16 protein-coding genes are annotated in these 19181 nt (G+C 40.5%); 11 read left to right on the forward strand and 5 right to left on the reverse strand.

Annotation, left to right across the window (positions count from 1 at the left end; genetic code table 11):
• Positions 1-180: 180 nt before the first annotated feature.
• The 4 genes from TPSD3_RS11050 (at position 181) to TPSD3_RS11065 (ending at position 5230) form a co-directional block, all read left to right on the forward strand.
• Positions 181-1149 carry an MbnP family copper-binding protein gene (locus TPSD3_RS11050; RefSeq protein WP_086488601.1) on the forward strand — a complete coding sequence of 323 codons (969 nt, stop codon included), beginning with the start codon at positions 181-183 and terminating at the stop codon, positions 1147-1149.
• A gap of 88 nt (positions 1150-1237) precedes the next feature.
• Positions 1238-2482: a porin gene (locus TPSD3_RS11055; protein WP_176329848.1), complete on the forward strand. Its 1245-nt coding sequence runs from the start codon at positions 1238-1240 to the stop codon at positions 2480-2482.
• Complete coding sequence (locus TPSD3_RS11060; RefSeq protein ID WP_086488603.1) at positions 2475-3680, forward strand: methanobactin export MATE transporter MbnM; 1206 nt, start codon at positions 2475-2477, stop codon at positions 3678-3680. Before TPSD3_RS11055 ends, TPSD3_RS11060 begins: the two co-directional genes overlap by 8 nt.
• Before the next feature lie 500 nt (positions 3681-4180).
• Positions 4181-5230 (forward strand): IS630 family transposase, encoded by a 1050-nt coding sequence (locus TPSD3_RS11065; RefSeq protein WP_086488604.1) that lies wholly within the window; start codon positions 4181-4183, stop codon positions 5228-5230.
• On the opposite strand, the gene TPSD3_RS11070 is transcribed toward TPSD3_RS11065, so the two are convergent.
• Together TPSD3_RS11070 and TPSD3_RS17585 are read right to left on the reverse strand one after the other, a co-directional pair.
• Positions 5213-5995: an IS630 family transposase gene (locus tag TPSD3_RS11070; RefSeq protein WP_086488605.1), complete on the reverse strand. Its 783-nt coding sequence runs from the start codon at positions 5993-5995 to the stop codon at positions 5213-5215. The two genes, TPSD3_RS11065 and TPSD3_RS11070, sit on opposite strands and share 18 nt — an antisense overlap.
• A complete protein-coding gene (locus TPSD3_RS17585) occupies positions 5925-6077 on the reverse strand; it encodes a hypothetical protein (protein WP_176329849.1) in 153 nt (50 codons plus the stop codon). Before TPSD3_RS17585 ends, TPSD3_RS11070 begins: the two co-directional genes overlap by 71 nt.
• Before the next feature lie 462 nt (positions 6078-6539).
• On the opposite strand from TPSD3_RS17585, the gene TPSD3_RS11075 reads away from it, so the two are divergent.
• The gene (locus tag TPSD3_RS11075; RefSeq protein ID WP_086488606.1) at positions 6540-7805 is read left to right on the forward strand and encodes an N-acetylmuramoyl-L-alanine amidase; all 1266 of its coding nucleotides are present in this window, start codon (positions 6540-6542) and stop codon (positions 7803-7805) included.
• A 110-nt stretch (positions 7806-7915) separates the two neighbouring features.
• On the opposite strand, the gene TPSD3_RS11080 is transcribed toward TPSD3_RS11075, so the two are convergent.
• The gene (locus tag TPSD3_RS11080; RefSeq protein WP_086488607.1) at positions 7916-8455 is read right to left on the reverse strand and encodes a hypothetical protein; all 540 of its coding nucleotides are present in this window, start codon (positions 8453-8455) and stop codon (positions 7916-7918) included.
• Positions 8456-8631: 176 nt separating this feature from the next.
• On the opposite strand from TPSD3_RS11080, the gene fdxA reads away from it, so the two are divergent.
• A complete protein-coding gene (gene fdxA, locus TPSD3_RS11085) occupies positions 8632-8955 on the forward strand; it encodes a ferredoxin FdxA (RefSeq protein WP_086488608.1) in 324 nt (107 codons plus the stop codon).
• Positions 8956-9067: 112 nt separating this feature from the next.
• Here fdxA and TPSD3_RS11090 read toward each other — a convergent pair whose 3' ends face one another.
• The gene (locus TPSD3_RS11090) at positions 9068-9736 is read right to left on the reverse strand and encodes a hypothetical protein (RefSeq protein ID WP_140048541.1); all 669 of its coding nucleotides are present in this window, start codon (positions 9734-9736) and stop codon (positions 9068-9070) included.
• A gap of 234 nt (positions 9737-9970) precedes the next feature.
• Here TPSD3_RS11090 and TPSD3_RS11095 point away from each other — a divergent pair, with 234 nt between their 5' ends.
• From TPSD3_RS11095 to TPSD3_RS11110, 4 genes are all read left to right on the forward strand, one after another.
• The gene (locus TPSD3_RS11095) at positions 9971-14149 is read left to right on the forward strand and encodes a response regulator (RefSeq protein WP_086488610.1); all 4179 of its coding nucleotides are present in this window, start codon (positions 9971-9973) and stop codon (positions 14147-14149) included.
• A 46-nt stretch (positions 14150-14195) separates the two neighbouring features.
• Positions 14196-16421: an LPS-assembly protein LptD gene (locus TPSD3_RS11100; protein ID WP_086488611.1), complete on the forward strand. Its 2226-nt coding sequence runs from the start codon at positions 14196-14198 to the stop codon at positions 16419-16421.
• A gap of 42 nt (positions 16422-16463) precedes the next feature.
• Positions 16464-16739, forward strand: a complete 276-nt coding sequence (locus TPSD3_RS11105) for a hypothetical protein (RefSeq protein WP_086488612.1) — start codon at positions 16464-16466, stop codon at positions 16737-16739.
• A 176-nt stretch (positions 16740-16915) separates the two neighbouring features.
• Entirely contained in the window at positions 16916-17746 is an 831-nt protein-coding gene (locus tag TPSD3_RS11110) for a hypothetical protein (protein WP_086488613.1), read from the forward strand.
• Positions 17747-17788: 42 nt separating this feature from the next.
• On the opposite strand, the gene TPSD3_RS11115 is transcribed toward TPSD3_RS11110, so the two are convergent.
• A complete protein-coding gene (locus TPSD3_RS11115; RefSeq protein ID WP_086488614.1) occupies positions 17789-18535 on the reverse strand; it encodes an RNA methyltransferase in 747 nt (248 codons plus the stop codon).
• A 34-nt stretch (positions 18536-18569) separates the two neighbouring features.
• Here TPSD3_RS11115 and TPSD3_RS11120 point away from each other — a divergent pair, with 34 nt between their 5' ends.
• Positions 18570-19178: an AAA family ATPase gene (locus TPSD3_RS11120; RefSeq protein WP_086488615.1), complete on the forward strand. Its 609-nt coding sequence runs from the start codon at positions 18570-18572 to the stop codon at positions 19176-19178.
• Positions 19179-19181 lie beyond the last annotated feature (3 nt).

Consider the following 19181-nt stretch of genomic DNA (forward strand, 5'->3'; position numbering starts at 1 on the left):
AAAATAGGTCAAATCACACAGCCATGCGCTTTTATCTGGGTTAAATCACTTATTTTTGCGATAAGTTTTTCAGAATTTTACGCATAATTTATTGATATTTAAGAATTAAATAAAAGTGGCGTTTCCTTTGCCTATCGTGGGGCTGTTTTTTTATTTTTATCTTAACAAGGTCAGCCAATCATGCGTCAACTCCCCTTTTTTCGTCTTTCAATTTGTACTCTTGTCATCGCCGGCTTAACCGCTTGCAACGGAGGTGGTGATAGTACGGAAACCACCACAACGTCTTCCACAACCTCCTCCACAACAACAACGCCCAGTTCATCTACTTCAAATACAAGTGAATTAACAGTTCAATTTAAAGGCGTGGTCAATGATCAAGATTTCGTTTGTGGTGAAACGTATAGACCTGTTGGGGCGGTGATTCAAGACAGTTATAAAATTAACGATTTTCGCGTTTATCTTTCGCAATTTAAGCTGCTTAATCAGCATAACGCATCTTATGAGACGCTGTCTTTAACTGTGGATAATAAATGGCAAACCGCAAATACCGCTTTGTTGGATTTTGAAAACGGTTGTTTAAACGGCACGCCCGATATGAATACGCAAGTAAAAGCAGTGCTACCTGCGGGCAAATCGATTACAGATTACAACGGAATTTGTTTTACGTTAGGTTTACCTTTTGACGAAAATCACGGCGATCCGACGGTTTTACCTTCTCCGTTGAATATTTCGGGCATGTTATGGTCATGGACTACAGGGCGTAAATTTATTCGTATTGATGGTATGGGCGATCCAGAGAATTTAAAAGCCAGTTTTGTGGTTCATTTAGGTAGCACAGGCTGTTCCGATGTCAACAAACAAGGTCAACAACCCGACGGCCCTTGTACTTATCCTAACACACCTGAGATTTGTTTTAGCAATTTTGATTTTTCTCGCCATCACATTAAAGTTGATGTCGCACAGATTTTAAAAGAAAGCAATATTGTTTATAACACACCTGATACGGCAGTGGGTTGTATGTCAGGAAATAATGATCCTGAATGTCAAACCATTTTGCCATTATTAGGCATTGATTTTACTTATAAGGATGGGGTTAATTTACCTGTTCTTTATCCGAAAAAAGAACAACGCTTTTTTACAGTGCAATAGCCGCTATTTTCTTAATAAGAAAACCAATTTCTTAACTCTACTACCTATTTTGGCGGATATGATTCCGCCTTTTTTTAAGTGGTTATCCATGAAACCGTTATTTATTTTTCTAGGTTTATTACTGCATAGCATGAATATCTATGCAGATGAACAGCATAAACATGATCATGAGAATAAGGCTAAAGATACACCTGCGTTGCGTTGGAATATGCAAGGATTAATGAGCGTTGGCACATCAAATGTAGAAAATGATATTTTAATGTCTTTGCAAAAGGGTACGCATGATCCGCAAAAATCAGGCTTTAATTTACAGCATATTGGTTTATCTGTGGATTTTATGATCGATTCCAGTACAAAATTAGCCGTAGCATTACAAGCCAATGATGAAGAATTTGGTTTGGAACAGCTTTATTTAAAAACGGATCATTATCAACCCATCACTTTAAAAGTGGGTTATTTTGCGTCGGCTTTTGGGCGTTTAAATGCAGATCATCATGGCAATTTTTGGCTAGATTATCCTGTGATTAATGCGCGTTTATTAGGCGGAGAAGGAACGCGAGGAATGGGGATTGAATTAGCACATCAATTGCCTGTGAATTGGTCATCACAAATTAGTTTTTCTATACAAAATGCAGATGATGAAACAGCGATCAGTTTTTTAGGCGAAGGGCATTCACACGGTGACGATGATCAGGATCATCAGCATATTAATACAGAAGAATATCCGTTTTACGATGGTGTGGGTGGTACGCCCATTGTGCGCACAAAAAGCAGTCAAATCAGTGACTTCCTTTATACTCTCCGCTCAACTCAACAGTGGCAGCCGTCTTCTTCTCTGACAGTAAATTGGGGACTTTCGGGCATGAGGGGAGCGAATCGTGCGGGTAAAAACAGTAAAACTTATTTGTATGGTACTGATTTAACAGTCATTATTCATTTAACGCCCACGCATACATTAACATGGCAAAGTGAGTGGATGCAACGTCATTTCCAAGTCGGCGCGTATCAAGATGATATAATGACTATTAAAAACAATACGTTAAAAGATTCTGGCTTTTATTCCCAGTTATTATACCAATTTCACCCGCAGTGGAAAATTGGATTACGTTATGATGATGCAACAGGCGATCACGCTTTGTTTTACGGACAACGAACGCAAGATGAGTTACGTAGTGATCGTTATCGTATTTCTTCATTACTCACATGGTCTCCGTGGCGACCGCTTACTTTTCATTTACAACATAATTATGATGTTGCTGATTTTACGGATAAAAAAGCAAGTACCGTGTGGTTAGGCGCATCTTGGACATGGGGAATGGGACATCATGAATAAAAATTTTTATGGGATTATTTTATTCGCGCTGGGATTAGTCGGCTGTGGGGGTGGCTCTGAAGAGGGAATCGCCACGATAAATCAAAGTCAAGCCTTTGTTATTCATAGTAATTATGATTGGAAACTGCCCGCAGGATTTCCTACGCCACGACAACCTTTAGATAATCCTATGTCTGCGGCTAAAGTTGAATTGGGACGCTTTTTGTTTTACGATACGCGCATGTCTGTAAACAATACATTTTCTTGTGCCAGTTGCCATGAGCAGCGTATGGCGTTTACAGATGGACGTAAAACAGCAATCGGGGCAACCGGTGAAATTCATCCGCGTAATAGCATGAGTTTGGTGAATACAGCTTATAATTCAGCCTTTAATTGGGCGAATCCAATGCTAAAATCATTACATCAACAAGCATTAATTCCCATGTTTGGGGAATTTCCTGTTGAGTTAGGCTGGGCGAATCAAGAAGAAAAAATTTTGGATAATTTTAGAATAGATGTGTTATATCAAGAACGATTCGCCAAAGCATTTCCCAATGAAACCCATCCTATTAATAGCGGCAATATAAGTAAAGCGGTGGCCGCTTTTACGGCCAGTTTAATTTCTGGCAATTCTCCTTATGATAAGCAGGTTTATCAAAATCAGAAAAATGCCTTATCCGAATCAGCGAAACGCGGAATGGAATTGTTTTTTTCTGAAACATTAGAATGTTTTCATTGTCATGGGGGATTTAATTTTACCCAATCTTCTCAGCATGATAAAACCATTATTCCCGAAATCGAATTTCACAACACCGGCTTATACAACATTGCTGGCACGGGAGCTTATCCCGATGGCGGACGCGGCTTGTGGGAATCGACATTTAAAGCCGAAGATATGGGACGTTTTCGTGCGCCCACATTGCGCAATATTGAACTCACTGCGCCTTATATGCACGATGGTTCAATCGCCACTTTGGAGGAAGTTTTAATGGATCATTATGCCCGCGGTGGACGAATGATTGCCACAGGCGACTATGCGGGCGATGGCAAATTAAACCCATTTAAAAGCGAGTTAATTAATGGTTTTCGTCTCAGTGCCAGTGAGAAAGAAGATATGATTGCTTTTTTAAAAAGTTTAACTGATTGGGAATTTATTTGTGATGCGCGCTTTAAAGACCCTTTTGGGAATATTCCTGATCATCAAAATTGTTTTAAATAGATGAATAATTCAGTTCTGATTCAGGCTGCTATTTTTCTGTCTGAATCAGAGTTTACAGAATTTCATAATTTTCAGAATTAAAGAATAAAAAATCTGCTTGCGAGAATCAATTTTGAAAATTCTTGTGTCTGTCAATTCTGATTCTGACAAAATAAGGATTCTATAAATCACGTCCCTTTGCTATACCAAAATTATGTGAGATATAAAAACAAATTAAGTTTTAATATCTAGCTAGATATTAGGTATAAGATACTGTTTAATTTTATTAAACTTAAACACTTTACCTGACAAAAAGGTCTCAAACATACTAGTGACTTCTTTAAAGCTTGATAGACGATGAAAATTCTTTCTGACCCAATTCTTACCTTGAAGCCAAATATCCTCGACTGGATTTTGCTCTGGGGCATTAGGCGCAAATCTTAATAAACGAACTTTCCATTCTGATTCTGTACCAATTTTTTCAGAGTCGTATAATAATACTTTTCAAATAGGAGAGAATAATGAACAAAAGATATGAAGATTTAGAAGAGTTAATGTCAACAGGTGAGGCGAGAGAAGTGAAGCGAGCGATGGCAGTAAGAATGTCTTTGCTTGGTTTTGTGCGTGCGGAAGCGGCTTTAGCGTGTTGTGTCAGTGTGCAATTTGTGGATAAATGGAAAGCCATTTATTTAGCGTCAGGGGTGGAAGGATTAAAGTTAGCGTATAAAGGCTCGCCAGGGTATTTAAAGCCGCGTGAACGAGAAGATGTGATTAATTGGATACAAGAAAAGAAGACAATAACAATAGAGGAACTAAAGAGATACTTAAAAGAGGAGTATGATGTTTTCTATTCTTCAAATACTTCTTATACTAAATTATTAGAAGAAGCGAATTTAAGTTATAAGAAGACACACAAAGAGAATTCGGCAAAAGATGAGGTAAAAGTAGAAGCTAAAAAAAAAGAGATTAAGGATTTAATAGATAAGGAGCGTGAACAGATAGAAAGTGGAGAGGTAATGTACTGGATGCAAGACGAAAGCCATCAGTTGTGGGGAGATATTTGTGGTTATGTTTGGTCGAAAAAAGGAGAAAGAACGTCAATAAAGATGAGTAATTATCGCACTTCTCAAACGTGGTATGGAGCGGTGAATATTTATACGGGAGAATTTATTTTAGATAGGGCAAAGAAAGCTGATACAAAATATACGATAGACTTTATTAACTGGCTCATTTACAGATATAAAGAAGCCCGTCATGTGATTATTTGGGATGGTGCAAGTTATCATCGTTCTGAAGGTTTAAGAACTTATTTAGAGAAATTAAATGGGGGACTTCCAGAATCAGAATGGAAAGTTCGTTTATTAAGATTTGCGCCCAATGCCCCAGAGCAAAATCCAGTCGAGGATATTTGGCTTCAAGGTAAGAATTGGGTCAGAAAGAATTTTCATCGTCTATCAAGCTTTAAAGAAGTCACTAGTATGTTTGAGACCTTTTTGTCAGGTAAAGTGTTTAAGTTTAATAAAATTAAACAGTATCTTATACCTAATATCTATCTAGATATTAGAACTTAATTTGTTTTTATATCTCACATAATTTTGGTATGGAAGTCCCCCATTTAATTTCTCTAAATAAGTTCTTAAACCTTCAGAACGATGATAACTTGCACCATCCCAAATAATCACATGACGGGCTTCTTTATATCTGTAAATGAGCCAGTTAATAAAGTCTATCGTATATTTTGTATCAGCTTTCTTTGCCCTATCTAAAATAAATTCTCCCGTATAAATATTCACCGCTCCATACCACGTTTGAGAAGTACGATAATTACTCATCTTTATTGACGTTCTTTCTCCTTTTTTCGACCAAACATAAGCACAAATATCTCCCCACAACTGATGGCTTTCGTCTTGCATCCAGTACATTACCTCTCCACTTTCTATCTGTTCACGCTCCTTATCTATTAAATCCTTAATCTCTTTTTTTTTAGCTTCTACTTTTACCTCATCTTTTGCCGAATTCTCTTTGTGTGTCTTCTTATAACTTAAATTCGCTTCTTCTAACAATTTAGTATAAGAAGTATTTGAAGAATAGAAAACATCATACTCCTCTTTTAAGTATCCCTTTAGCTCCTCCATTGTTATTGTCTTCTTTTCTTGTATCCAATTAATAACCGCTTCTCGTTCACGCGGCTTTAAATACCCTGGCGAGCCTTTATACGCTAACTTTAATCCTTCCACCCCTGACGCTAAATAAATGGCTTTCCATTTATCCACAAATTGCACACTGACACAGCACGCTAAAGCCACTTCCGCACGCACAAAACCAAGCAAAGACATTCATTACTGCCATCGCTCGCTTCACTTCTCTCGCTTCACCTGTTGACATTAACTCTTCCAAATCTTCATATCTCTTGTTCATTATTCTCTCCTTATTTAAAAAGTATTATTATACAACTCTGAAAAAATTGGTATAGCCGCTTCCGTACTCGCTGCCGTCAATATCCGCAATGTGAAGCGTGTCGGTCGTGAGTTTTTTTAAAATTCTTAGAGATTTTTATTTTCCTGCAAAAACATTAACGCTTTTTTTCACTTTCTCCAATTGCCATTTCCACCGCTTGTTTAGCGATGTCTAAAAATTTTTGGCTTTGTTGGCGTAAGGTAAAACTGGATTGAATTTGGGTGGCGATTTGGGTTTGGGTTTCTTTTTCTATAAATGGAATATAGAAATTTTCAATAGACTTGTGATCTCAATTAAAATAGCGTCTCATCATCTTTCATCATCATCTTCTTATTCCAACAAAATAAAGAATGGTACAATAGAAACCTATGGATGTTGAACAGAAAGGGAACACCTTAGTTTATTGTTTAATGAGTCAGGATTATGAATGGGATATTGCGTTTTATTGCACTGATTTTACTTTTTCTATTGACCGCGCCCTTGCAGGCATTCTTAACCCAAATTAACAGCGTGCGATTGTGGCAAGAAAGCCCAGATAGTATACGCTTGGTGTTCGACATGAGCGCACCTGCGGAATATAAATTCTTTGCTTTATCCAATCCAGAACGGTTAGTGATTGATTTTAAAAATACGACGCTGCCATCACTACCTCAGTTTGCCGAAACGGATTTATTAAAAAAAATTCGCAGCGCACCGCGTCATCAACACGATTTGCGGGTGGTGTTAGATTTAAAACAAGCCGCACAAGCCAAAACTTTTACCATCGCGCCCGCAGATGGTTACGGACATCGTTTAATTGTACAGATTAGTCCGCATCAAGTGGCTTCTTCTGCGACTAAAAATACCCTCACTCCTCCCCCAGTAAAAGCCAGTGCCAATCCAGAAGTTAAACCCAAAAAAACGACTCCGTCCCCTGTTATCAATCCATCTGCTTCAGTCCCTGCTCCGATTTTGCCTTTAGCCCACCGGGCAGGGCGACGTGATTTGATCATTGCAGTTGATGCAGGTCATGGTGGGATTGATCCCGGTGCCATTGGTAAAAATGGCACTAGGGAAAAAACAGTCGTTTTAGCCATTGCCAGAGAATTGGCCGCTCTGATTAACCAACAACCCGGAATGCAAGCGGTGTTGGTACGTGATGGCGATTATTATTTAAAATTGCGCCAACGCATTGATATGGCAAGAGAACATCAGGCTGATCTGTTTATTTCCATTCACGCCGATGCCTACGAAGACCCAACAGCACGGGGAGCATCAGTTTACATGCTGTCACGTAGCGGTGCCAGCAGCGAAGCCGCTAACTGGTTGGCTGAAAAAGAAAATGCCGCCGATCTGATGGGCGGGGTCAGTCTGAATGATAAAGATGATTTATTGGCATCTGTGCTGTTAGATTTGTCGCAAACCGGCACATTAGAAGCCAGTGCGCATTTAGCCGAATCCGTATTTAACCAGTTAAAGAAAGTCGGAAAAACCCACCACAAACGTGTGCAACAAGCCGCTTTTATGGTGCTGCGTTCGCCAGACATTCCGTCTATTTTGGTAGAGACTGCATTTATCTCTAATTTGGAAGAAGAAAGAAAATTGAATGATCCCCATTACCGCAGTCAAATTGCCCGCGTTATTTTAGACGGAATTAAAGACTATGCCAAAAACCACGCACCACCGGGAACGGTTTTAGCCAAACAGTAATAATTTAATCGCCTAATAACGACTTTATTAAAAAAGCCTTCAAAAAAACTTCCCCGCAACTGTGATCGCTGCGGGGAAATTTTTGGGTTAAAACGCCTCGTGATGCGCATTTAACGCGGCACTAAGCTGATCTCAACAACAACAGTACCGGGTTTTAAATCCGGTTGATAAGACATACTCAATGATTGCGTATGGGAATAAATGGTGCGCCCAATAATTTGTGCGCGCAATTTCGCCATTTGTGGCGATAAGGCTTTATTCTTATCGGAAGTGGGCCCGGCAATCACCTTAACTTGGTGCAACGGCGACAAGTGAGAGGCACTCAACAATTCTTCCAGTTTTTGCTGTTGCTGGGCGGTTAATTGACTGTTATTCGTGCCAAACTCAAGTACAATTCGCTGTTGCAGAGGGCCTTGTGGCGGAGTGACGACGGTGGCATCGGCGGCGGCAGTGACATTGGGAATGGCCAACGTTGCCCCGCGACGCGATGCACTTACCGAATGCCCTGCGGCCATCATGGCTTCCAGTGCTTGTAAATCATTCGCTGCATTGCGACTCTGTCCTAAATAATCAATAAACCATGTAATTAGGGACAAATTCACCAAAAATAAAACTGCAAGAATGACGGTATTAAAAAATGTTTTGTACATACCTAACCAACGTTGTCTTGTGGGGAGTGACTGTATCTATCGTAACACCATAGCGCAAAACCCGTGCCTATTTCATGGCTTTTAGGACAACGAGCAGGGTTGTTGTTGGCTTAATACGGAATCAACACTAAAATAGTGAACCGTTCCATTTATGTAAAAAGAGGTCAAATTTTACCATGACTTTTGTAGTCACTGATAATTGCATTCGTTGCAAATACACCGATTGTGTCGAAGTGTGTCCAGTGGATTGTTTCCACGAGGGACCCAATTTTCTGGTGATCGATCCAGAAGAGTGTATTGACTGCACTTTATGCGAGCCTGAATGTCCGGCCAAAGCCATTTTTTCTGAAGACGATTTGCCTGAAGAATTTCGTGATTTTGTGGCCTTAAATGCAGAACTCGCGCAGCAATGGCCAGTTATTACCGAACGCAAAGACCCCCTGCCCGACGCACAAGAGTGGGACGGTGTCAGTAATAAACTGCCTCACTTGGTGCGTTAGGTGTTAAGTATAAACCTGATTTAGGACGAAATAAGGGCAAACTCTGTCAAAAATCGGGCTAATAAAAGATTAAAAATGATGTGATGGATCGCGTCGTTTGTCGATTGGCTTTTCAGTCCCCTCTCTTAATTGGGAGGGGTAGTGGAGCGGCGGCGTTTGGGTTGTCGTTTTGAACATCAGCCGCATTGGTTTCATCGGCGATGGGTTTAAAATCAATCACCACATTGTCTTTAAATTGAACGGTATATTGCTGTTCACCTTTCTTGTATCGGTATTCAGTTTTTCCACTTGCGTCATGTCCGAATAATTTTGGTATTCCTAAAATGGCATTTACCAATAACATATCCATTCCCAACTCAATTTTACCCGCATTAATTTTTGCTTGCATTTCAGCCTGTTGTTGTTCAATTTTTTGTTTTTCTATGTGATAAAGGCGTTCATCTTTAATCAATTGTTGTTCAAAATCAGTATCATCAATTTTTACTCCATATTCCCCATAAACACGTGTGGGGATGCTTTCTTTATAGCTGGGATAATGACGATTCGCGTACCAATTCGGGCGTTCTTCTGTAAAAAAGCGGGTGCCACTTTCACTTGTCCATTCGTAAAGATAGGACAATTCATCAATATGGGCTGTTACTTTTTCTCCGGGCATTATTTTCAAATGGGCATTTAAATCTTGAGCGGATTTTAATGGGCGGGTAATTGGTTTTGCATGGATGAGAATAATGTTTGACTCCCCCACATCCCAACCTTGGAAATAGCTCATTTCTGTTTCCACGCGAGATTCCGAAGCCATCACCATAGGGAATAATATAAGGTTTATAATGGCAATATAAAGTAGATTAAGTCGCATAAATGACTCCTTAGCATGTCTCACTACAACCAATGACAGCCAAAATAATGGCTGCAACTTCTCCTGCAACACGGGACTGATTGCGGTAAACTATTGGCAAAAAACCGTCATCGTGTTTATCGCTTGCTACGATTCAACTAAATTTACTACAAAAACCGTATGATTATCGAATCCACTTACCCGTCACTGCTCCGTTGCACCTTGATTTTGGGAGAGGTTACACCTGATTCTACTGTGGGGGACGATTCGCCGTTTGATTTTTCCTGCAAAAATTATACGGAAAATCAATTACTTGCTTATATTCATCCTGATGATCGGGCTTTTTTTCAACACCAACTGCACCATCTGGTGACCTATGGTGCTTCTAGTTTTATGGCGCGTTTACGGGAAGGACAAGGGTATACGATTTATGGTTGGACGTTAATTGCCACCGAGTTGGCGGGGCGTTTAGAATTATTGGCCGCACCTTACCATGCCGCGCCGCCCGCCACGTGGCAATCGTCGGCGTTGTGTGAAAATATTTTTGCCGAATGCAGCCAACGCCTATTAACCACACATTCTGATTCTAACAGCGCGATCACTACCGTTTTACAACATTTACAACGCGGACTCAACAGTGACCGTAGTTTTTTATTTCAACACGACCCCGACGATACAGATACTTTTACCCGTTGCACTCACGAAGTGTATCGCCACCATTATCTCCCTTTAATTGAGCAGAAAATAGCACTCAATGACCAATTATTTTTTCAACAATGGCGAGAAAAATTAATCCGTCATCAAATCGTTATTTGTAATGGATATGAATTAAATCCTCAAGAACAAGCCGAATTAAAACAACATTTTCAATGTCAAAGTTTACTTTTAGCACCTTTAAAGATCATAGGAAAATGGTGTGGTTTTGTGGGGGTGGGCGTGAGTTATCCGCGAGTGTGGCAAGAAGAAGAAATTAAACTGATTCATTTATTAAGCGAAACCATTAGCCAATATTGCGAGCGGGGACATAATGAACGCCGTTGGCGCACCCAATCTCATTTATATCAAGCCATTTTTAATAATGCCGCCGTGGCGATTGCTTTATTAAATGCTCAAGGACATTATTTGGCGTGCAATCGACAATGGTTAGATATGCTAGGTTATTCTGAAGAAGAAATGCTACAACTGACCAATTTAGACATTTGTCACCCCGATGATAAAAGCTCTGTACAAGCGCGCATGGACAGCATGTTAAAACTTCATGCGGATAATTATCGTATTGAAAAACGCTTTATTCGTCGAGATGGGCGAGAAATTTGGGGAGATTTATTTGTTTCGGCGATCTATGACGAAAATGGACAATTAGAATATATTATTGGCATTGTGGTCGATACCACCGAACAAAAACGATTGCAACAAGAAAGAGATCGTTTATTTAACTTATCATTAGACATGCAATGTATTTTGGATTTTAAAGGAAAATATCACCAATTAAATCCTGCGTGGCATCGTGTATTGGGTTGGGAATTGGATGAACTAAAAGCACGCTCCGTGTTGACCCATATTCACCCCGAAGACAAAGAAAATGCCACCACCTTTTTTCAACAATTATCGGCTGGACATCGTGTGTTAGAATTTGAAAGCCGTTATTTGTGCCGCACGGGAGATTATCGCTGGCTGGCATGGAATGCTTACCCGTTGGTGGAAGAAGGCTACATTTACGCCATCGCCCGCGATATTACCGACCGTAAGCACACCGAAGAAGAATTGCTGCGCGCCAAAGAAGCCGCTGAACGCGCCACACAAGCCAAAAGCGAATTTTTAGCCAATATGAGCCATGAAATCCGCACGCCCATGAACGGCGTTGTGGGCATGACGGAATTATTATTAAACACTGAATTAACCCAACAACAACGCGATTATGCAGAAATTATTGCCCAATCCACGGATGCTTTACAAACCTTGATTAATGACATTCTTGATTTTTCTAAAATTGAAGCGGGTAAATTAACTTTAGAACCTATTTTATTTGACTTTGAAAATGCGGTATTAGAAGTCACTCGTTTATTGGGATTGAGCGCGGCACAAAAGAATATTGAATTAATTGTGCGTTACGCGCCAGATGCGCCATTTTATTTAATGGGAGATGCGGGACGAATTCGACAAATTTTGACCAATTTAGTGGGTAATGCCGTGAAATTTACTCACGTGGGTTATGTGCTGATTGACGTGGATTGTCCTTTTTCGACCAAAGAAATCGCTCATATTCATGTTCGCGTTGAAGATACGGGAATTGGCATTCCACAACATCAATTAACCAGTATTTTTGAAAAATTTACCCAAGCCGATTCTTCTACCACCCGTCGTTTTGGTGGCACGGGATTAGGGTTAGCCATTTGCCAACAATTAGTGCATTTAATGGGCGGAGAATTAAGCGCGCAAAGCACAGAAGGCGAAGGCTCTGTTTTTCAATTTACCCTGCCATTACCCATTGCTAAAGTGGATGTTTTGCCACAAGATTCGCCTTTATATAGCCATTCTTCAAGCATTTTAGAAGGCGTACATATTTTAGTGGTGGATGATAATCCTGTTAATTTAAGAGTATTGACTGAACAATTAGAACGGATGAGAGTCCGTTGCCATGCGGTTGATTCTGCGGCAAAAGCCATGTTAGCCTTGCGGCGCGCTCACAGTAATAATGATCCCTATTGGCTGGTGATTTTAGATTATTTTATGCCGGTCATGAATGGCGAAATGTTGGGTAAGGTAATTAAAGCGGATGTCGTGTTGCGCGATACTTTATTGGTGATGCTTTCTTCTGCGGGAACACAACAGGACAGTAAATATTTACAACAAATTGGTTTCTCTGCGCATTTATGCAAACCATTACCGCAGCGACAATTGCAAAAAACATTAGTAGCATTACGCCATTCGAGTAATAATCGTTTGCCGCGTGAATTAATCACTATGGACAGTCTGATTGGTTTGCCCATTCGGATGCACAAAATGCGGGAAATTCATGATTATCGCGGTACACGAGTTTTATTAGTGGAAGACAACGAAGTCAATCGCATGGTGGCCAGCATGATGTTACACGAATTGGGTTGTGTCGTCACTGAAGCGATAGACGGGCAGGAAGCCGTAGATTATTTGCTCAAAGAATATTACGATGTGGTGTTTATGGATGTGCAAATGCCTAATTTAGATGGATTTGCTGCCACTAAAATCATTCGTGAACATGAGCAGCGCAAAGGAGGGCGGCCGGCGTTGATTATCGCCATGACCGCTAATGCCATGCAAGGCGATGCGGAGCGGTGTTTGGCGCAAGGCATGAATGACTACATTGCCAAGCCGATCAATTTGGATCGCTTATCCGCTATTTTACGTAAACATTTAGAACCTGAATCAATTCCACAGCCTCAAGCTACTGATAATCAAGAAGAAACTGAACATAAAACATTTTTACCGTCCACAGAATCTAATCGTACTCCCCACCGTGTTTTGTTAGTAGAAGACAATCAAGTGAATTGTTTAGTCGCGGTTAGCATGTTACAAGCTTTATCTTGTCAAGTGGATGTGGTGGAGGATGGATTACAAGCGGTTAATGTGTGCCGTAATCGACACTACGATTTGATTTTTATGGACATTCAAATGCCCGTCATGGACGGAGTCACCGCCACGTTGCACATTCGAGAGCAAGAAGGCTCAACTCGTCATACTCCAATTGTTGCGCTGACCGCCAATACGTTACCGGCGGATTTAAAACGTTATCGTGAAGCGGGATTGGATGATTGTGTGGGAAAGCCCGTGACGGTAGAGCGATTACGTCGGGTATTGGCGCGTTTTTCTCCCATTCCTCAAGAAAATGAACCCACTCAACGCACCACACCTTCTGCCAATAATTCCCAACCACCTATTGAAACAATTGAGAAAGAATTAGCCACAGAATTAACGACAGAAACGCGGGCTTCTGTGTTTCCACCCGATATTGAAGCGCGAATTAAGCCGCTCAATACTTTTAGTCAAAATCAAGCGGTTTCTATCTGCATGAAAAATTTGCAAATTTTAGAAAAATTATTAGCCCAATTCAAAAAAGATACCGCAAAACAAATGGAAAAATTCCAAGCCGCAATTGCCGATAATAACCTAGAAACCGCAGAACGCATTGCGCATTCTTTAAAAGGCAGTTCTCGCAGTATTGGTGCAGATCGTTTAGGAGAATTGGCTTTTATTGCAGAACAATCCATTCGAGAACAAAACGGAGAATCTTTACAAAATTATTTATCTTGGTTTGAATATGAATTTCAACAATTATTAGCCGAATGGGAACATATCAATTGGGCTGAACTGTTAAAAAAATAACACCATTTTTTCTTTTTAATAAAACCTAAAGACTGTTGAATTAACCGTGCGAATCTCCATTTTATTTTCAACATTATTGACCTTTTCTTTACAGACTCCATTCAGTATGGCTAATGTATTTGAAACGGGAGCATATTGTCGTCCTTTAGACAGTTTTATGCCCATTGCGCCGCAAGTTGATCCACTTGATGATCCAGAATCGACTCAAATTTATGCTGATGATGTATTAATTCAAGAACATGAAGGCATTTCTACTTTTCGCGGCAATGTGATTTTGCAACGTTTTGGACAATTATTAACGGCTAATACGGTCGTTTATGCACGTGATTTAGACACGGCTGATGCGGAAAATGATTTTACTTATTGGTCGGATCAATTCGTGGTGTCAGGTGAACAATTACAATTGCGTCCTTACGATCAAGGGGAAATGCACCGCGCCCATTATTGGTTGCCTGCTTATCGTGGCCGCGGTTTTGCGGAGACCGTGTACCAAGACAGCACCACGCAAGCGCGGCTTTTTGACAGCAGTTACACCACCTGCGATCCCCAACGAGAAGTCTGGACATTAAAAGCCAAAGAAAGCCGTTTAGATTTAAAAGAAAATGTAGGTTATTCTAAAAATGTCACGTTACGTTTTTTCAATATTCCTGTTTTTTATACGCCTTATTTAAGTTACCCTTTAACCAGTGATCGCAAAACAGGTTTTCTAGCTCCTAATTTTGGTTCTTCTAACGAAGTGGGGACTGAATTTAGCATTCCTTTTTATTGGAATTTAAACCCCAGTTATGATTTAACATTAACGCCGCGTTTAATGTCTCGACGGGGGTTGTTAATGAAGGGGGAATTTCGTTATTTAACCGATAGCATGGAAGGATCTATTAAAGCAGAATATTTGCCTCATGATCGTGTCAGCAGTGAAGATCGTAAGTTACTTTCTTTGCGCAATCAAGGCACCTTATGGCAAGGCAGTCCTTGGTACACAGATTTGGTTTATGATTATACTTCAGATGAGCGTTATTTTGAAGAATTAGGCTATAATTTAACCGCAGCCAGCACCACCCATTTAGAACAACGGGGCGATCTTTATTATATGGGTTATGGTTGGTTGGGGTTATTGCGCTTGCAACGTTTTCAAACTTTAGATCGCAATCCATTAGCCCGTCCTTATGGGCGTTTACCCCAGCTGTTGTTACAAACTAAATTACCTGAATTTAATCGTCAATTTAACATTGCAGCCCATGTGGAATTAGCGCGTTTTGATCGAGATATAGAAATTCAGCCTGATGTCACTGGCAATCGTGCGGATATAAAATTGGCATTAAGTTATCCATGGCGTAATGCCAGTGGTTTTTTTGTGCCGCAATTATCCGCACGTTACACCCATTATTCGCTGGATAATGAAAGAAACCCTGAGCAAACTACGGAAAGTCGTTTGCTCTACACCTTTAGTACCGATGCAGGTTTATTTTTTGAGCGAGAACAAACTTTATTTAATCATGCGCTATTACACACTTTAGAACCTAGAATTTATTATCGCTACACCCCATTTAAAGAACAGAGCGAATTGCCCATATTTGACACTGCGGAATATGATCTCAGTTTTGGGCAATTATTCCGTGATAATCGCTACAGTGGCGCGGATCGAATTGATGACGGTCATCAAATTACGCTTGCCCTTAGTTCTCGCTTATTAGACGCGCAAACAGGACAGGATTATGTGCGTGCCAGTTTGGGAGAAATATTTTACTTAAATGATCCAAAAGTCACTTTGCCAGGCATTCCTATTTTAACAGATTCCTCGTCGAGTACCGTGGCTGAATTATCGGCGCAATTATCTCGTTATTGGAGTGCATCAGGCAGTGTGCGTTGGAATCGGTATGATGAAAATTTGGAATATAGCGTGTGGCGATTGCGTTACAAGCGGGATCAGGCGCATTTATTCAATGTCGCCTACCGTTTTCGCCAATCCACAGGCTTAGAACAAACCGATGTATCTGGATATTGGCCGCTGGCTTCTTCACGTTGGCGCGTTATTGGCCGTTGGAATTATTCTTTGCGAGATCGTAAAGATATTGAATTATTCGCAGGCTTAGAATATGAAAGTTGTTGTTGGGCGATGCGTGGAATTGTTCGGCGTTATTTAACCAATATAGAAGGGGATCATTTAAATGGTATTTTCTTTCAAATTGAGTTAAAAGGATTAGGCGGACTTGGACGTAAAGCTGAAGCCTTATTAGAAACCACAATCCCTGGTTTTGAAGATCGGTTTTAATGGGATTATTTTAAATCATTCTTAATTTTAACGAGGTGAAACATGTTGACGATGAAACATTTAGGTATTGCAGTACTTGCTTTATTGATCGTGGGTTGTAATTCTGATAAAGAAGGAAGTAAAACTGAGGCTCCGGCGCAACCCGCCACCACCGCAGTGACTCCGCCACCACCTGCACCACCTGCACCACCCGCAGAAGAAAATACTGCAAGTGAGACAAACGAAGCGGCCGCAGGTGCGAGTACTGATGCACCGACTCCACCTACAGAAGCCTCTGGAACCACGCCAGAAGCGGCACCTGGAACTGCCCCTAAATAGCTCGACTGAAACAACACAGAGTAATATGTGTGATAAAAGTATAGCTGACGTATCATAAAAAGTTGTTTAACACACAGTCATGTATTTTTTTCATGGCTGTGTGGTTTGATTTTTTGTGCTTTGTTAGCTCTATTTTCTTTTTCACGGTAACAAATGAGCCAATGAGGTAAAAAATTTTGATAATCAGATATTTAGGTGTTGGGTTACTTGCTTTATTGATTGCTGGATGTGGTGGAGGCAATGAGTCAAAATCAGCCCAGATTTCTACACAATCCAGTGGCACTGTGAATCGAGATGCGCCTGTGTCCGAATCTGAACCTGTAAAAGAAAATACAGAAAGTGAAGCCCCTGCTGATACTGACACCAGCGCACCCGTTGTTTCTACAGAAGCATCTGCGTCCACACCAGAGGCAACGTCAGAAACAGCACCAGAAGCAGCACCAGAGACAGCGTCAGAAGCCACGCCAGATAACGCAGCCGAAACGACAGAAACAATATCAACAGCCGATTCTGCGCCCGCGGCTGCCACAGAAACGCCAGTTCCACCTGTCTCTGAAACTGAAGCAGTACCATCTGCCGAAACTGAGGTTGTAGAAGATACTGTGACAGAACCCGCACCTGTCATCAAAGCCAATCAACTGCCCATTACACTAAAATACTATGATGTGTTCACTGCCAATCAAGTGATTGCATTAACCATTCAATTACGCAACATATTAGAGAAAAATATCAGTGAATTTGACGGTGAATTGGAAATTAAAGATAATAACGGTCAATCTTTAGCCCGTTTAATGTTGCAATCCAATGATATTCAAGGCCTGCGTAACGTCGCCAGCCGCTATCAATTGGCACAAAACGCGGAAAAAACATGGGGAGTTTCCATTGCTAAAAGCCAATTTGACGCGCTATATCAACATTTGGCCAGCAATCGTTCTTTAAACGAATTGCAGGCACAATTCAGCGTGACTTATGTCCGTTATAGCGATGGTACGGAAGTTAAGTTTTAATTTTTATTTCCTGCTCAATAACACGGCACTTTAATTGCCGTGTTATTTTTTATTTTTTATGGCCGTCAAAATGCCCCGTAAAATATTCACTTCATTAATATTGGGTTGAGCGCGATGAAATAAACGCTGTAAACGACGCATTAATTGCTTAGGTTGTTGCGCATCTAAAAAACCAATATCAATTAATGTTTGCTCTAAATGCGCATAAAACAAATTCATTGCTTCAGCAGTGGCAGGCGCATCTAATGGATCAGATAAAGACAGCGTATTGTTTGCTGAAATTTGCGTTAAGGCTTGCACCCGCAATTCATAACATAATACTTGCACTGCGGCTGCTAAATTTAAAGAGCTATATTGTTCATCCGTAGGAATTTGTACCCAATAATGACATAATGCTAATTCTTCATTCGTTAATCCCGAATGTTCTCGCCCAAATACTAAAGAAACAGAAAAAGAATGTTTAAAAATTTCCTCAGCAGTTTCTCTCGGCGTGCGCATAGGCCACGCTAAAGAACGGGAACGCGCACTGGTGCCAAAAACAATTTGACTGTCCGCAATCGCACTTTTTAAATCAGGATAACAACAGACCGATTGTAAAACATCAACAGCCCCAGAAGCGCGAGCGGTGGCTTCGGCTGAGGGAAATGGAGCTTCGGGCGCGACCAAAATGAGTTGAGATAATCCCATATTTTTCATCGCCCTAGCTGTAGCACCGATATTTCCTGAGTGAGTAGTACCAACTAAAATAATCTTAATTTGTTTTAACCGTTCAAGCGACAATGTAAACATCTCCTTTGTTTTATTTTTTAATAAAAATCAAATCATGGCATCTAGCAAAAAAAATATAACAATCATAGGGTTATGTGGTGGACATCGCGTAGGAAAAACGACATTGGCCGCTGAATTGGCGCGTCAAAGTGCTTTTATTTTCGTGCCAACCCAAACCAGTGCAGTTTTTTTACGCCACCATTTACGCCCTGATATGCCGTTGGATTTTGCCACGCGCTTATGGATTCAAAATGAAGTTTTAACCGATGCCCAGCGGCTTTGGCAAGCGCAAACGCAAGATTTTATCACAGATCGCACGCCACTAGATTTCATTGCTTATACCTTAGCCGATATACAGGCACAAACTCCCGTTGAATTTGCCGCATTAACGGATTATATTAACCGCTGCTTTCAAGCTACATTACAGTTTTTTCATCAACTTATCTTAGTGCAACCGGGTATCCCTTTGGTGTTTGAAACGGGTAAAGCGGCTTTAAATCAAGCCTATATAGAGCATTTAAATATTTTATTATTAGGATTATTACACGATGAGCGGATGCAAAGTCATTTAATGGTTATTCCTAGGGATATGCTTTCATTACAAGATCGTTGTGATTATATTTTATCGCATTTTACCACTGTCACTTCTACTATTGAGGATTAAAAT

The sequence above is a fragment of the Thioflexithrix psekupsensis genome, from assembly GCF_002149925.1.
GTDB classification, from domain to species: domain Bacteria; phylum Pseudomonadota; class Gammaproteobacteria; order Beggiatoales; family Beggiatoaceae; genus Thioflexithrix; species Thioflexithrix psekupsensis.

Coding starts and splice junctions, on each gene's coding strand:
- TPSD3_RS11070 (WP_086488605.1), bottom strand. CDS start 5,995: ATGTCTTTGCTTGGTTTTGTGCGTGCGGAAGTGGCTTTAGCGTGCTGT.
- TPSD3_RS11055 (WP_176329848.1), top strand. CDS start 1,238: ATGAAACCGTTATTTATTTTTCTAGGTTTATTACTGCATAGCATGAAT.
- TPSD3_RS11065 (WP_086488604.1), top strand. CDS start 4,181: ATGAACAAAAGATATGAAGATTTAGAAGAGTTAATGTCAACAGGTGAG.
- TPSD3_RS17585 (WP_176329849.1), bottom strand. CDS start 6,077: ATGAACAAGAGATATGAAGATTTGGAAGAGTTAATGTCAACAGGTGAA.
- TPSD3_RS11080 (WP_086488607.1), bottom strand. CDS start 8,455: ATGTACAAAACATTTTTTAATACCGTCATTCTTGCAGTTTTATTTTTG.
- TPSD3_RS11075 (WP_086488606.1), top strand. CDS start 6,540: ATGAATGGGATATTGCGTTTTATTGCACTGATTTTACTTTTTCTATTG.
- TPSD3_RS11120 (WP_086488615.1), top strand. CDS start 18,570: ATGGCATCTAGCAAAAAAAATATAACAATCATAGGGTTATGTGGTGGA.
- TPSD3_RS11050 (WP_086488601.1), top strand. CDS start 181: ATGCGTCAACTCCCCTTTTTTCGTCTTTCAATTTGTACTCTTGTCATC.
- TPSD3_RS11060 (WP_086488603.1), top strand. CDS start 2,475: ATGAATAAAAATTTTTATGGGATTATTTTATTCGCGCTGGGATTAGTC.
- TPSD3_RS11115 (WP_086488614.1), bottom strand. CDS start 18,535: ATGTTTACATTGTCGCTTGAACGGTTAAAACAAATTAAGATTATTTTA.
- TPSD3_RS11095 (WP_086488610.1), top strand. CDS start 9,971: ATGATTATCGAATCCACTTACCCGTCACTGCTCCGTTGCACCTTGATT.
- TPSD3_RS11105 (WP_086488612.1), top strand. CDS start 16,464: ATGTTGACGATGAAACATTTAGGTATTGCAGTACTTGCTTTATTGATC.
- fdxA (WP_086488608.1), top strand. CDS start 8,632: ATGACTTTTGTAGTCACTGATAATTGCATTCGTTGCAAATACACCGAT.